This window comes from Pseudomonas sp. CJQ_9 (assembly GCF_043106615.1).
In the GTDB taxonomy this organism is placed as follows: domain Bacteria; phylum Pseudomonadota; class Gammaproteobacteria; order Pseudomonadales; family Pseudomonadaceae; genus Aquipseudomonas; species Aquipseudomonas juntendi.
This window is the reverse complement of sequence record NZ_JBICMS010000054.1, coordinates 1-14,012: the sequence shown is the minus strand read 5'-3', so window position 1 is coordinate 14,012 and position 14,012 is coordinate 1. Positions and strand designations below refer to the sequence as shown.

The 14,012-nt window shown below is 63.0% G+C and carries 14 protein-coding genes; 5 read left to right on the top strand and 9 right to left on the bottom strand.

What is annotated here, in order from left to right:
- Positions 1-50: 50 nt before the first annotated feature.
- Genes cueR through ACF8SD_RS09270 form a run of 3 tightly spaced genes read right to left on the bottom strand, consistent with a single transcriptional unit; the run spans position 51 to position 3,296 of the window.
- Complete coding sequence (gene cueR / locus ACF8SD_RS09280; RefSeq protein ID WP_392484293.1) at positions 51-461, bottom strand: Cu(I)-responsive transcriptional regulator; 411 nt, start codon at positions 459-461, stop codon at positions 51-53.
- Positions 458-2,857, bottom strand: coding sequence for a heavy metal translocating P-type ATPase (locus tag ACF8SD_RS09275; protein WP_392484292.1), 2,400 nt, complete (start codon positions 2,855-2,857; stop codon positions 458-460). Before ACF8SD_RS09275 ends, cueR begins: the two co-directional genes overlap by 4 nt.
- A gap of 52 nt (positions 2,858-2,909) precedes the next feature.
- Complete coding sequence (locus ACF8SD_RS09270; protein ID WP_392484291.1) at positions 2,910-3,296, bottom strand: hypothetical protein; 387 nt, start codon at positions 3,294-3,296, stop codon at positions 2,910-2,912.
- 144 nt (positions 3,297-3,440) lie between these two features.
- Here ACF8SD_RS09270 and ACF8SD_RS09265 point away from each other — a divergent pair, with 144 nt between their 5' ends.
- Together ACF8SD_RS09265 and ACF8SD_RS09260 are read left to right on the top strand one after the other, a co-directional pair.
- Complete coding sequence (locus ACF8SD_RS09265) at positions 3,441-3,638, top strand: heavy-metal-associated domain-containing protein (RefSeq protein WP_392484290.1); 198 nt, start codon at positions 3,441-3,443, stop codon at positions 3,636-3,638.
- Positions 3,639-3,781: 143 nt separating this feature from the next.
- On the top strand, positions 3,782-4,963 hold the full coding sequence (locus ACF8SD_RS09260) for a multidrug effflux MFS transporter (protein WP_392484289.1): 1,182 nt from the start codon (positions 3,782-3,784) through the stop codon (positions 4,961-4,963).
- Here ACF8SD_RS09260 and ACF8SD_RS09255 read toward each other — a convergent pair.
- Complete coding sequence (locus ACF8SD_RS09255; protein WP_280072239.1) at positions 4,914-5,111, bottom strand: hypothetical protein; 198 nt, start codon at positions 5,109-5,111, stop codon at positions 4,914-4,916. The genes ACF8SD_RS09260 and ACF8SD_RS09255 overlap by 50 nt on opposite strands.
- Positions 5,112-5,584: 473 nt before the next feature.
- On the opposite strand from ACF8SD_RS09255, the gene ACF8SD_RS09250 reads away from it, so the two are divergent.
- Positions 5,585-6,298: a helix-turn-helix transcriptional regulator gene (locus ACF8SD_RS09250; RefSeq protein WP_173887502.1), complete on the top strand. Its 714-nt coding sequence runs from the start codon at positions 5,585-5,587 to the stop codon at positions 6,296-6,298.
- Between the two features lie 8 nt (positions 6,299-6,306).
- On the opposite strand, the gene ACF8SD_RS09245 is transcribed toward ACF8SD_RS09250, so the two are convergent.
- From ACF8SD_RS09245 to ACF8SD_RS09225, 5 genes are all read right to left on the bottom strand, one after another.
- Complete coding sequence (locus ACF8SD_RS09245) at positions 6,307-7,254, bottom strand: adenosine deaminase (RefSeq protein ID WP_173887503.1); 948 nt, start codon at positions 7,252-7,254, stop codon at positions 6,307-6,309.
- A gap of 86 nt (positions 7,255-7,340) precedes the next feature.
- Positions 7,341-8,027 carry an SDR family oxidoreductase gene (locus ACF8SD_RS09240; protein ID WP_392484288.1) on the bottom strand — a complete coding sequence of 229 codons (687 nt, stop codon included), beginning with the start codon at positions 8,025-8,027 and terminating at the stop codon, positions 7,341-7,343.
- A gap of 350 nt (positions 8,028-8,377) precedes the next feature.
- Positions 8,378-8,962, bottom strand: coding sequence for a YigZ family protein (locus tag ACF8SD_RS09235; RefSeq protein WP_173887505.1), 585 nt, complete (start codon positions 8,960-8,962; stop codon positions 8,378-8,380).
- Between the two features lie 9 nt (positions 8,963-8,971).
- Positions 8,972-9,634 carry a TetR/AcrR family transcriptional regulator gene (locus ACF8SD_RS09230; protein WP_392484287.1) on the bottom strand — a complete coding sequence of 221 codons (663 nt, stop codon included), beginning with the start codon at positions 9,632-9,634 and terminating at the stop codon, positions 8,972-8,974.
- A gap of 90 nt (positions 9,635-9,724) precedes the next feature.
- The gene (locus ACF8SD_RS09225; protein ID WP_009685803.1) at positions 9,725-10,642 is read right to left on the bottom strand and encodes a LysR family transcriptional regulator; all 918 of its coding nucleotides are present in this window, start codon (positions 10,640-10,642) and stop codon (positions 9,725-9,727) included.
- A gap of 118 nt (positions 10,643-10,760) precedes the next feature.
- Here ACF8SD_RS09225 and ACF8SD_RS09220 point away from each other — a divergent pair, with 118 nt between their 5' ends.
- Together ACF8SD_RS09220 and ACF8SD_RS09215 are read left to right on the top strand one after the other, a co-directional pair.
- Positions 10,761-12,107, top strand: coding sequence for an aspartate aminotransferase family protein (locus ACF8SD_RS09220; RefSeq protein WP_009685804.1), 1,347 nt, complete (start codon positions 10,761-10,763; stop codon positions 12,105-12,107).
- A 72-nt stretch (positions 12,108-12,179) separates the two neighbouring features.
- Positions 12,180-13,673, top strand: coding sequence for a CoA-acylating methylmalonate-semialdehyde dehydrogenase (locus ACF8SD_RS09215; protein ID WP_173887506.1), 1,494 nt, complete (start codon positions 12,180-12,182; stop codon positions 13,671-13,673).
- The last annotated feature ends 339 nt before the right edge of the window (positions 13,674-14,012 follow it).

Sequence of the window (14,012 nt, the reverse complement as noted above, 5' to 3'; positions counted from 1 at the left end):
GTGATTGGTGACTATTCGGTCGTGGAAGGACGCTTTTGGCATACCAAACGTCAGCGGCAGCAGTTGCCAGCGGTGCCATTGGCCAGGTCGCTGAGGATCGGGCAGTCCGGGCGGTCATCCCCCTGGCAGTGCGATGCCAGCTCGCCAAGTGTGTTGCGCAGGCTGACCAGTTCCTCGATGCGCCGGTTCAGTTCATCGATATGCTGCATCGCCAATGCCTTCACATCGGCGCTGGCCCGCTGGCGGTCTTGCCACAGCGTCAGCAGCTTGCCCACTTCTTCCAGGGAAAACCCCAGGTCGCGTGAGCGCTTGATGAACGCCAGGCTGTGCAAGTCCTCGTCCCGGTACAGGCGGTAGCCATTGTCGCTGCGCGTGGCCGGCTTGAGCAGGCCGATGGATTCGTAATAACGGATCATCTTGGTGCTGAGCCCACTACGGCGGGCGGCCTGGCCAATGTTCATTTTGCCTCCTGGGGGGCGCGGGCGGGTTTCCAGGCCTTCAGCCACAGCGCGTTGCTGACCACGCTGACGCTGGACAAGGCCATGGCGGCGCCCGCCAGTACCGGGTTGAGGTAGCCCAGTGCAGCCAGCGGGATACCGATCAGGTTGTAGATGAATGCCCAGAACAGGTTCTGGCGGATCTTGGCGTAGGTCTTGCGGCTGATTTCCAGCGCAGCGGGCACCAGGCGCGGGTCGCCGCGCATCAAGGTGATGCCGGCTGCCTGCATCGCCACGTCGGTGCCCCCCCCCATGGCGATGCCGATGTCGGCGGCGGCCAACGCCGGCGCGTCGTTTATGCCGTCGCCGACCATGGCGACCACGCCAGCCTGCTTGAGGGCCGCCACAGTCGCGGCCTTGTCGGCCGGCAGCACTTCGGCGTGCACATCGTCGATGCCCAAGGCTTCGGCGACCACCTTGGCGCTACCCCGGTTATCGCCAGTCAGCAGATGGCTGCTGATGTGCTGCGCATGCAGGGTGTCGATGGCCTCGGCGGCGCCGGGCTTGAGGCTGTCACCAAAGGCGAACAGGCCCAGCACCTGTGCTTGCTGACCGCGTTCGATCAGCCACGACAGGGTACGCCCCTCGGCTTCCCAGGCGCGTGCCTGGTCGGCCAGGCCGCCGGGCTGCAGCCCGCTTTCATCAAGCAAGCGGCGGTTGCCCAGTGCCAGCTCACGGTCCTCGACACGCCCGGCAATGCCGCGCCCGGTGAGCGACTGGCTGTCGCTGACGCTGGGTACCTGCAGGCCTTGCTCGGTGCAGGCCTGCAGCACCGCCTTGGCCAACGGGTGTTCACTGCCCCGTTGCAGGGCGCCGGCCAGGCGATGCAGGCTGGCGCTGTCGCCGACCAGTGCCTGGCTGTGGACTACCCGCGGGCTGCCCGAGGTCAGGGTACCGGTCTTGTCGAACACCACACGGTTCACCGCATGCGCGCGCTCCAGCGCCTCGGCATCCTTGATGAGGATGCCGTGGCGGGCGGCGACGCCGGTGCCGGCCATGATCGCTGCCGGTGTGGCCAGGCCAAGGGCGCAAGGGCAGGCGATGACCAGCACTGCCACGGCATTGATCAGGGCGGTTTCCAGCGCCGCGCCAGCCAGCCACCAGCCGAGCAGGGTCAGCAGCGCCAGTACCAGCACGGCGGGGACGAATACCTGGCTGACCCGGTCGACCAGCTTCTGGATCGGCGCCTTGGCGGCCTGCGCGTCTTCCACCAGGCGGATAATGCGCGCCAGCACGGTCTCGGTGCCCAGGGCTTCGGTGCGTACCAGCAGCCGGCCTTCGCCATTGATGGCGCCACCGGTGACGCTGTCGCCGGGTTGTTTGGGCACTGGCAGGCTCTCGCCGCTGATCAGGGCTTCATCGGCATGGCTGCTGCCATCCTCGACCACGCCATCGACCGGAAAGCGCTCGCCGGGCTTGACCAGCACCAGGTCGCCCAGACGCAGCTGGGCGATCGCCACATCTTCTTCCCGGTCGCCAACCACGCGCACTGCGCGCTCCGGGCGCAGTGCCTCGAGCGCGCGAATGGCGCTGGCAGTCTGGCGTTTGGCACGGCTTTCCAGGTACTTGCCCAGCAGCACCAGGGCGATCACCACCGCCGAGGCCTCGAAGTACAGGTGCGGGGCCATGCCGGCGGGGGCCTGGGCCCATTCGTAGAGGCTAAGGCCGTAACCGGCGCTGGTCCCCAGGGCAACCAGCAGGTCCATGTTGCCGGCGCCGGCACGCACGGCTTTCCAGGCGGCGATATAAAAGCGGGCGCCGAGAATGAACTGCACAGGGGTGGCCAGCAGGAATTGCGCCCAGGCGGGCAGCATCCAGTGCAGGCCGAATGGCTGCACCAGCATGGGCAGCACCAATGGCAGCGCCAGCAGCAATGCTGCAGCCACTGCCAGGCGTTCGTTACGCAGGCGGCGCTGGGCGGTGGCCTGCTCGTCTATGGCGGCTTGCGGCACGCTGGCGCTGTAGCCGGCCTTGTGTACCGTTTCGATCAGCAGGTTGTCGTCGAGGGCGGCCAGCACTTCAAGGTGGGCACGTTCATTGGCCAGGTTGACACTCACCCGCTCCACCCCGGGCACTTTGCCAAGGGCCCGCTCCACGCGGCCCACGCAACTGGCGCAGGTCATGCCGCCGATCTGCAGTTCCAGCGTGCGCGTGGGCACGCCGTAGCCGGCTTCGCGTACCGCATCGACCAAGGCTGGCAGGCGGTCGGCCGGGGCCTGGACACGGGCTTTTTCAGTGGTGAGGTTGACGCTGACGTGTTCAGCGCCGCTGACCTTGCGCAATGCGCGCTCGACCCGGCCAGCACAGCTGGCGCAGGTCATGCCGGAGATCGGCAGGTCATAGGTGGTGGATGCGGGCATGGCTCTCCTCCTTGGGCAGGGCTGCAGCATCAACCTTGCCATGCGGGGAAGGTCAATAGCCTAGGTCGGCGCGCGTCAATTCCAGCCCATAATGACCCATGGTGATGCGATATTTGTTGATCTGGCCCGCCTGCAGGTTCAAACGTGTGCTGCGTTGGTCCTCGATGCCTGGCGCGCAACCCGGGGTTTGCCCAGGCAACAGGCGCAGGCGCACATCGACCGGGCCAGGCGGCAGGTTGAACGAGGTGGATTGCTCCTGAAACACCCGCCCGGAAAGCTGATCATTGAGGTACACCCCGATTTCACAGCTGGTAGCCACTTCCAGGCGCTCCCGGGAAATGATCAGTACGCTGTAGGCCGAGTTGTCCTCTGCGCTGGCCGGTGGCACCACAGCCAGTGCGCTGACCAACCCGACGACGCCCAATGCTGCCCTGAACATGAAAAATCTCCTGCTTGGCTGATCGTCAAAGGCGCAGCTTGGCCGACGCGCGTGCGGATTTCCACCCCAGCTGTTCCACACGGCACTTGACCTTGCCCTGATGGCAAGCTTGAAACTCGTGGAAAACCTGAAGGAGGCAACCCTATGCAAGTGTTCAATGTACAAGGCATGACCTGTGGCCATTGTGTGAAGGCCGTGACGCGGGCAGTGCAGCAGCTGGATGCGGCCGCCAAGGTAGAAGTCGACCTGGCGGCCAAGCAGGTGCGGGTGCAGAGTGCGGTGTTGCAGGAGCATATTCTGGCGGCCATCCGCGATGAGGGGTATCAGGCTGAGGTGGGGTGACAGCTGTCGACCCGGGCTGGGGGGTGAGGCGCGGACTGTGCGGCCCATCGTGACAGGGCCTGGTGTTGTTGCAAATGTTTTCACATTCCTAGGGGCGACAGCAGGTAGAATCCTCTACTTGCTTAGCCTGCTATGGATTCCTGATGAACCTGCGAATGGTGCTCATCCTGGGCGCACTCAGTGCGTTCGGGCCCTTGGCGATCGACTTCTACCTGCCTGCCTTCCCGGCCATGGCGCAGGCGTTCGCCACCGACGAAAAACACGTTCAGGCCACATTGGCCGCCTATTTCCTTGGCCTGTCCATCGGCCAGCTGGCTTACGGGCCGGTGGCTGACCGTTTTGGCCGGCGCAAGCCGCTGATGTTCGGCGTGACCGTATTCACCCTGGCGTCACTGGCCTGTGCCTATGCCCCCGACCTCGACACCCTGGTGCTGGCACGCTTCGTCCAGGCCCTTGGCGGTTGTGCGGGCATGGTGCTGTCGCGGGCCATCGTCAGCGACAAGTGCGACCCGGTCGCCTCGGCCAAAGTGTTCTCGCAGTTGATGCTGGTCATGGGCCTGGCACCGATCCTGGCGCCGATGCTGGGTGGGGTGTTGGTGAATGTGGCCGGTTGGCAATCGATTTTCCTTACCCTGAGCCTGTTCAGTGCCGCTTGCCTGTTGGCGGTAAGCCTCGGGTTGCCGGAGAGCATGCCTGAGCACATGCCGCGCCAGCCCTTGTCCGGCGCTTTGCGCCAGTACCTGCGCCTGCTGGCAGACCGGGTGTTCCTCGGCCATGCGGTGACGGGCGGTATCGCCATTGCCGGCATGTTCGCCTACATCGCCGGCTCACCTTTCGTGTTCATCAAACTGTATGGCGTGCCAGCCGAGCACTATGGTTGGCTGTTTGGTGCCAACGCAGCGGGCTTTATCCTGGTGGCGCAGGTGAACGCCCGCTTGCTGGCCAAGCGTGGGCCGGCCTTCCTGCTGGCCCGTGCCGTGTGGTTGTACCTGGGGGCCGGGCTGGCGCTGCTCGCGGTGGCGGCGTGGCGGCCGACCGCGTTGTGGCCGCTGCTGGTGCCGTTGTTCATCTGCATTGCCAGCCTCGGTTGCATCATCCCCAATGCCTCGGCTTGCGCCATGAGCGGCCAGGGCGCGCGTGCCGGCAGTGCCTCGGCGCTGATGGGCTGTGTCCAGTTCAGTGTGGCGGCGGGCGCAGCGGCCCTGGTTGGGCTGCTGCACGATGGCAGTGCCGTGCCGATGGCGCTGGTGATCTGCCTTTGCGGGGTGTTGGCAGTCAGTGCCGCGCTACTGACCCGCCGTTTGCAGGCCAGGGTTCGCGCTTGAGCGGGTGCGGCGCGCGCAGGCGGGTTTCCAGCGTGGCGACAAAGGCCCTTGCCTCGGCCTCGCTGCGAAAACCGACCACATGCTGATCGAGCTGGACCTGCCAGGGGCAGGCGGGGTTTCGGCGCGAAGCGCTGACGACAATTTTCATCGCGGCTTACCTCCAGAAGGGAGCGGCATCAGTTTAGCGCTACTGCTCTCGTCTGCCATGCGCCGGGCCGGTGTCCTGACTGGCGGCACCTGATTGGGTGTTTGCCGGTTGCGCCGCAATGCCTGCGAGTCCGGGGAAACGTTCGCTTTAGTTTGCGCTACTTGTAGTACCTGGCTGTCGGCTGCGTCCGAACGTGCCGAGGGTTTTTTTCCTGCTGAGTTTACGAGCGCCTGCCGCAACCGGCCGAAATGCCTAGGCGCAGGGTTTTCGCCGGTCGCATCGGTCCTGTTCCCGACTTGCAATGGGTAGGTATACCCAGTGGCTTTTCGACGGGGACTGGGCGTTGTGGGGCTGCCAGATTGAGCATTTCTGCGGCTTATACTGGCGATCCAGGCCAGTGCCAGCGAGAGGTGCTTCCCTGCCAGGGTTGGCCATCGCATCCACACAGTGAACTTGCAGGGAGTTACAGGGACATGAACGCAGTCAGCAGTATCAGCCAGATCGCCAGCCTGATGGCCGACCCCAAGCGCAGTGCCATGTTGTGGGCATTGATCGACGGCACGCCGCGCCTGGCCAACGAGCTTGCGATGATGACCGGCCTGACCTCGTCGTCGGCTTGCGCGCACTTGTCGTTACTGTCATCGGCTGGGCTGCTGAGGCATGAGGCCCGTGGCCGCAAACGCTATTTTCGCCTGGCCACCCCGCAGGTCGGGGCGGCGGTAGAGGCGCTGGCCAGCGTGCAACTTGAGAGCGCCAGGGGGGAGCGGGCCAAGGCGCCGGTGTCACCGCTGCCCATGTCGCTGCGCCGGGCGCGTCGCTGTGGGGATCACCTGGGGGGCGAACTGGCCAGTGAGCTATACCACCGCATGGTGGTCGCGGGCTGGCTGGAAGGCAGTGGCCGCCTGTTGATGGTCAGTGATGAAGGGCGGGCGCAGTTGGCCCTGGTAGGGGTGTACATCGATGCCTTGGCGCCGCACCACCAGCGTGGCTGCGTGATCTGCCGCTGCACCGAGTGGAACGACCAGGCGCCGCACCTGGGGGGCGTGTTGGGTCAGGCCTTGTTCCGGCTGTTCCTGCAATCTGGCTGGATGCGCGAGGCCGAGGACACGCGGGCATTGCATATCTCGGCGCTGGGCATCCAGCAGATCAATCGCATAGCCCGCGTAGCCACCTTGCAGGTGGGTTGAGCCGCGCGTCAGACGAGCCTGGCGTCCAGGCTGTTCTGGGCCAGGCGGCGGGCCTGGTCTTCGCTCATGCCCAAGTGAGTGTGCAGGGCGTGGAAGTTCTCCGTGACGTAGCCGCCGAAATACGCCGGGTCGTCCGAGTTCACGGTGACCTTCACGCCACGCTCGAGCATGTCGAGGATGTTGTGCTGGCTCATGTGGTCGAACACGCAGAGCTTGGTATTGGAAAGCGGGCACACGGTCAGCGGGATCTGTTCGTCGATGATGCGCTGCATCAGCCGCTCATCTTCGATGGCGCGTACGCCGTGGTCGATTCGCTTGACCTGCAGCAGGTCCAGCGCCTCCCAGATGTACTCGGGCGGGCCTTCTTCGCCAGCGTGGGCGACGGCAACCAGGCCCTCGCTACGCGCGCGGTCGAATACGCGCTGGAACTTGCTGGGCGGGTGGCCCATTTCCGAGCTGTCCAGGCCAACGGCAATGAACGCATCGCGGAAGGGCAGCGCCTGGTCGAGGGTCTTTTGTGCCTCCTCTTCGCTCAGGTGGCGCAGGAAGCTCAGGATAAGGCCACTGCTGATGCCCAACTGCTCGCGGCCATCCTTGAGCGCCTGGTTGATCCCGTTGAGCACCACTTCAAAGGGGATACCCCGGTCGGTGTGGGTTTGCGGGTCGTAGAACGGCTCGGTATGGATCACGTTCTGCGCCTTGCAGCGCTGCAGGTAGGCCCAGGTCAGGTCATAGAAGTCCTGCTCGGTGCGCAATACATCGGCGCCCTGGTAATACAGATCCAGGAACTCCTGGAGATTGTTGAAGGCATAGGCCCCGCGCAGGGTTTCCACATCGGCCCAAGGCAGGGCGATCTTGTTGCGCTCGGCCAGGGCGAACAGCAGCTCAGGCTCCAGCGAGCCTTCAAGGTGCAGGTGCAGTTCCGCCTTGGGCAGGGCGTTCAACCAGTCATACATAAGGGCATGTCTCAATCAGGTACGGTTGCCGGCATTCTACAGGGGCTGGCCGGGTATTGCGCCCGGCCGGGCTGCGACCTGATGAATCACCAGGTCAGGGTTTCGCCTTTGTAGTTGATGAAGCGCAGGCCGCCCCTACCGCTTTGCGCCTTGATTTGTTCAAGCATGCCGCGGGTGCTGGTGAGCACGTCGATCTCTGCGTGTTCGCCACCCATGTCAGTCTTCACCCAGCCAGGGTGCATGGCCAGAACGCACAGGTCGGGGCGTTGTTGTTCGACGACGAAGCTGTTGATCATCGAGTTCAACGCCGCCTTGCTGGCTTTGTACAAGCAGAGTTCTCCGCCGTCGGGGACAGTGACGCTGCCCAGGACCGAACTCATGAAGGCCAGCACGCCACTGCCGTTGCGAACTTGGCCGACCAGGCGGCGGGCGACGCGAATCGGGGCCACGGCATTGGTCATGAACAGGTCGCCGATGGCGTCTTTGTGCACGCTTTCCAGGTCTTGCGGCAGTGGGCCCATGACCCCGGCGTTGACGAACACCAGGTCGAATACCTGGCCTTGCAGGCGTTGTTGCAGGCCATCGAGCTGGGCTGTGTCGTTCATTTCCAGTTGCTCGATGTGCACGCCAGGCACAGCTGCCAGGGCTCCGGGCTGCTGAAGGTTGCGGACGGTGGCGGTGACGGTCCAGCCGTCTTCCTGCAAGCGTTGCACCAAGCCCAGGCCGAGCCCGCGCGAGGCGCCGATGATAAGTGCGTTTTTTGCGTCAGCCATGGGGCGCTCCTTGTTGGTTTTGCTGGATGGAGGTGGCAGTTTAGAGGCTCTGCCAGAATCGGATGGTCAAAAAATGTGCAGCGGCTGTAAACCCCTTGCCGCTGGGGGCTTTGCACGTTGGCGCACGGGTTATCCACAGGCTGCTCCACAGTTATTGTGTGAAACGCGGGCTGACGCTGCAGAGGGGGTAGGCTTGACGCTGGGGATAACCTGAATTTATTCAGTGCCTTGAGCCTGCCGGCAGTGCCGATCAAATAATGATCGAAGCGCTACAAGCCTTGCCTGTTCTGCCTTGCAGCATAATTCCCCAAGCTTATCCACAGGCAGGCCCACAGCAGTTGTGGGCAGTTTCAGCGCGTTTGCAGCAGTATACGCCCGCGGCTAATGTCGGCCAGTTGCTGCTGCAACGCCGCGAGGTGGACATCACCCAGAGCGATTAACAGGTCCACGCCGTTGGCTGTGAACTGCTCGTCGAGCACCAGCCCATCGACCTCGGCCAGGCGCAGTTTTACCAGTGCCAATTCGCTGAAGCTGCAACTGCAGGCGAACTCGCTGCGCTGCACCAGCAGCCGCTTGGGGGCCTGTTGCAGGCATTTGTTGGCGCCCCCACCGTAGGCCCTGGCCAGGCCGCCCGTACCCAGCTGGATACCGCCGTACCAGCGAATCACCAGTACCACGACCTGATCGCAGTCCTGCGCCTCGATCGCGGCCAGGATGGGCCGCCCGGCAGTGCCACCGGGCTCGCCGTCGTCGCTGCTGCGGTACTGCGCGCCGAGCTTCCAGGCCCAGCAGTTATGGGTGGCGGCCAGGTCGCTATGGCGTTCGATGAAACTCATCGCTTCGGCGGCACTGGTGATCGGCCCGGCCAGGGTGATGAAGCGGCTTTTACGGATTTCCTCGCGGTATTCGCAGAGGTCGAGCAGGGTAGAGGGCATAAATGTCGGTCAGGCAGCCGGCTTGATGCCGCAGCCCTTGAGAATGATGTGGATAAGATTGTTGCTTGCTTCTTCAATGTCTTGCTTGGTCAGGCGGCTACGGCCGGTAACCTGGCAGATCTGGGTGGCGAAATCGGCATAGTGCTGGGTGCTGCCCCATAGCAGGAATATCAGATGCACAGGGTCTACCCGGTCCATCTTGCCGGCATCCATCCACGCCTCGAACACGGCGGCGCGGCCACGGAACCATTCGCGGTAGTCGGCACTGAAGTACTCGGTCAGGCAGGTGCCGCCGCTGATCACTTCCATGGCGAAAATACGCGATGCCTGGGGGTTGCGCCGCGAGAACTCCATCTTGGTGCGAATGTACTGGCTCAGTGCTGCACCGGGGTCGTCCTCGACGCTCAGGGCATTGAAGGTGCTGTCCCACAGCTCGATGATGTTGCTGAGCACGGCAATGTAGAGGCCCAGCTTGTTGGTGAAGTAATAATGCAGGTTGGCCTTTGGCAAGCCTGCTTTCAGCGCAATGGTGTTCATGCTGGTGCCCTTGAAGCCATGGCGGGCAAACTCGTCTTCGGCGGCCTGGATAATGGCCTGTTCGTTCTTCTGGCGGATGCGGCCCGCGGGCTTGCCCGAGGCGGATAGGCGATGCGCAGGGACTTCTAGGGTCATGGACGATTCCGTACGGGTCAGTGGCTGCGGCTGTCGGACAAGATTACCTGCCTGTGCCAAGGTGACAAGCGTTTGCGGCAGAGACAGGCATCAGCGTGTCGCAGCCAGGCTGTCGAGAAAGCTTTCCAGGACCAAATTGGGTCGCCGGCCTTTGCGTGTCACCCAGCTCAGGCTCAGGTCGTAGAAGCGCTCGCGCGGTTTGAGTGCACGCAAGCGGCCCTGCTGGACCCAGAACGTGGCGTAGTGGTCGGGCAGGTAACCAATGTAGCGCCCGGTAAGGATGAGAAACGCCATGCCCTCACGGTCCGAAGCACTGGCCGTGCAGTGCAGCGCCTGGTAATGCGCCTGGATTTCGGCCGGCAGGCGGAATGTGGGGGTGATGGCTTCCTGGCTGTTGAGGCGCTCGTCGTCGATCTGCTGGTCGTCGGCATAGAACAGTGGGTGACCGACCGCGCAGTACAGCAAAGAACGCTCGCTGTACAACGGTTGATATTCCAGGCCCGAAAGCGGGCTGGTCTGTGGCACCACGCCTACATGCAGGCTGCCGTCGAGCACGCCGTGTTCGACCTGGCTGGGCGCGATCATGCGGATCTGGATGCGCACATCGGGGCCACGGTCTTTTAGTTCGGCCAGGGCATGGGTGATGCGCATGTGCGGCAGGGTGACCAGGTTATCGGTCAGGCCGATGTTCAGCTCGCCGCGCAGATGCTGGTGCAGGCCGTTGACCTCGGTACGGAAACTTTCCAGCGCGCTGAGCAGTTGCAAGGCCGAATGGTAGACCTCGCGGCCTTCCTCGGTCAGCGAGAAACCGGCGCGGCCACGCTGGCACAAGCGCAGCCCCAGGCGTTGCTCAAGGTCGTTCATTTGCTGGCTGATGGCCGAGCGGCCGATGCCCAGCACGTTCTCGGCGGCCGAAAAACCACCGCATTCGACTACGCTGCGGTAGATCTTCAGCAGGCGGATGTCGAAGTCGCTGACCTGCGCAAGTGGATCGGGGCGTCGGCTCATTAGTTTAGTAGCGGCCTGTGTGAAGATTAGAAATGTAGGCTTTTTCAGACTCTATCCGCGTGCCAACTTAGCTGCAACCACATCCATCGTTGCCTGATCGTCTTTCGAGGAACCGCCGATGAACATGCCTGAGACCGCCCCCGTGGGTATCGCCAGCCAGCTCAAGCTTGACGCCCACTGGATGCCGTACACGGCCAACCGCAACTTCCAGCGCGACCCCCGCCTGATCGTGGCGGCCGATGGCAACCACCTGGTCGATGACCAGGGGCGCAGGATCTTTGACGCGCTTTCCGGCCTTTGGACCTGCGGCGCCGGGCACACCCGCAAGGAAATCACCGACGCAGTAACCCGCCAGTTGGGCACGCTCGATTACTCCCCGGCGTTCCAGTTCGGCCACCCATTGTCGTTCCAGCTGGCGGAAAAGATCGCCGACCTGGTGCCAGGTAACCTGAACCACGTCTTCTATACCAACTCGGGCTCCGAGTGCGCCGACACGGCGCTGAAGATGGTGCGGGCTTACTGGCGCCTGAAAGGCCAGGCGACCAAGACCAAGATCATCGGCCGTGCCCGTGGCTACCACGGGGTGAACATCGCCGGCACCAGCCTCGGTGGGGTGAATGGCAACCGCAAGATGTTCGGCCAACTGCTGGATGTCGACCATCTGCCTCATACCGTATTGCCGGTGAACGCGTTCTCCAAAGGCATGCCCGAAGAGGGTGGCATCGCCCTTGCCGAAGAAATGCTCAAACTGATCGAGCTGCACGACGCGTCCAATATCGCTGCGGTGATCGTCGAGCCCATGGCCGGTTCCGCCGGTGTGCTGCCGCCGCCGAAGGGCTACCTCAAGCGCCTGCGTGAAATCTGCACCCAGCACAACATTCTGCTGATCTTCGACGAAGTGATTACCGGCTTCGGCCGCATGGGCGCCATGACCGGCTCGCAGGCCTTTGGCGTAACCCCGGACCTGATGTGCATCGCCAAGCAGGTGACCAACGGCGCCATTCCAATGGGCGCGGTGATTGCCAGCAGCGAGATCTACCAAACCTTCATGGACCAGCCAACGCCAGAGTACGCCGTGGAGTTCCCGCACGGTTATACCTACTCGGCCCACCCGGTGGCCTGTGCCGCGGGTATCGCTGCGTTGGACCTGCTGCAGAAGGAAAACCTGGTGCAGGCATCGGCCGAGCTGGCGCCGCACTTCGAAAAGCTGCTGCATGGCGTGAAGGGCACCAAGAACGTCGTCGATATCCGTAACTATGGCCTGGCTGGCGCGATCCAGATCGCCGCCCGTGACGGTGATGCCATTGTTCGCCCTTACGAAGCGGCGATGAAACTGTGGCGCGCGGGCTTCTATGTACGCTTTGGTGGCGACACCTTGCAGTTCGGCCCAACCTTCAACACCCAGCCGCATGAACTGGACCGTCTGTTCGACGCTGTCGGCGAAACCCTGAACCTGATCGACTGATCTTTCTGATTTTGCTGCGCGGCGCGTGCGCAAGCGCGCGCCGGCCTCTACCTTCTTCATCTGGAGTTTTGCATGAGCATTGTTCAGCACCTGATTCATGGCGAGCTGGTTACCAAGGGTGAGCGCACCGCCGATGTCTTCAACCCATCCACCGGCCAGGCCGTGCGCAAAGTCGAGCTGGCCAGCCGCGCGACCGTGCAGGAAGCGATCGACTCGGCCAAGGCGGCGTTCCCGGCCTGGCGCAATACGCCACCGGCCAAGCGGGCTCAGGTGATGTTCCGCTTCAAGCAACTGCTGGAGCAGAATGAAGCGCGCATTTCGCAAATGATCAGCGAAGAGCATGGCAAGACGCTGGAAGACGCCGCTGGCGAACTGAAGCGTGGTATCGAGAACGTCGAGTTCGCCTGCGCCGCGCCTGAGGTGCTCAAAGGCGAGTACAGCCGCAACGTGGGCCCGAACATCGATGCCTGGTCTGATTTCCAGCCGTTGGGTGTGGTTGCCGGTATCACGCCGTTCAACTTCCCGGCCATGGTGCCGCTGTGGATGTACCCGCTGGCCATTGCCTGTGGTAACGCCTTCATCCTCAAGCCGTCCGAGCGTGACCCTAGCTCCACCCTGTTCATCGCCCAATTGCTACTGGAGGCCGGTCTGCCGAAGGGCATCCTCAACGTGGTGCACGGTGACAAGGAAGCGGTGGATGCGTTGATCGAAGCACCGGAAGTGAAAGCGCTCAGCTTTGTTGGGTCTACGCCGATTGCCGAGTACATCTATGCCGAGGGCACCAAGCGCGGCAAGCGCGTGCAAGCCCTGGGCGGTGCCAAGAACCACGCGGTACTGATGCCGGACGCCGACCTGGATAACGCGGTCAGCGCCTTGATGGGGGCGGCCTACGGTTCGTGTGGCGAACGCTGCATGGCCATTTCGGTGGCGGTGTGCGTGGGTGACCAGGTGGCTGATGCGCTGATCGCCAAGCTGCAACCGCAGATCAAAGCCTTGAAGATTGGTGCAGGCACCTCGTGTGGTCTGGACATGGGGCCACTGGTCACTGCCGCTGCGCGTGACAAGGTGGTGGGCTACATCGATGAAGGCGTTGCCGCGGGTGCCGAGCTGGTGGTGGATGGCCGTGGCTTCCGAGTGGCCGGGAATGAAGATGGCTACTTTGTGGGCGGTACCTTGTTCGACAAGGTCACGCCAGAGATGCGTATCTATAAAGAAGAGATTTTCGGGCCGGTACTGTGCGTCGTGCGGGTCAACAGCCTTGAACAGGCCATGCAACTGATCAACGAACATGAATATGGCAACGGCACGTGCATCTTTACCCGTGACGGTGAGGCCGCGCGTTTGTTCTGCGACGAGATCGAAGTGGGCATGGTGGGTGTCAACGTGCCGCTGCCGGTGCCGGTGGCGTATCACAGCTTTGGTGGCTGGAAACGTTCGTTGTTCGGTGACCTGCATGCGTACGGGCCGGACGGGGTGCGCTTCTATACCCGACGCAAGGCGATCACCCAGCGGTGGCCGCAGCGGGCCAGCCATGAAGCATCGCAGTTTGCGTTCCCAAGTTTGTAAGGGGTGAGGGGAGCGGGGAGGGCGGAAGGCCTCCCCGTTTTGCTTTTTAGGGGTTTCTTGAAATTAAAGGTTGACGCCCTCTCGAATCCCCTTATAATGCGCCCCACTTCCAGCGACAACGGAACGACAAACTCCTTGAGATTCAATGAGTTAACCGATTCGGAAAGCGCTGTAAGGGCTACGATCAAATGATCGAAAGCGGTTGAGATGATGGTTGACAGCGCTTCTAAACGCTGTATGATTCGCCTCCCGCTACGAGAGATCGCAGCGAGTCAAGTGTTTGAAGCTAAACGAGTTTCTCGCAAAAAACTTCAAAATAAACGCTTGACAGTAAATGAG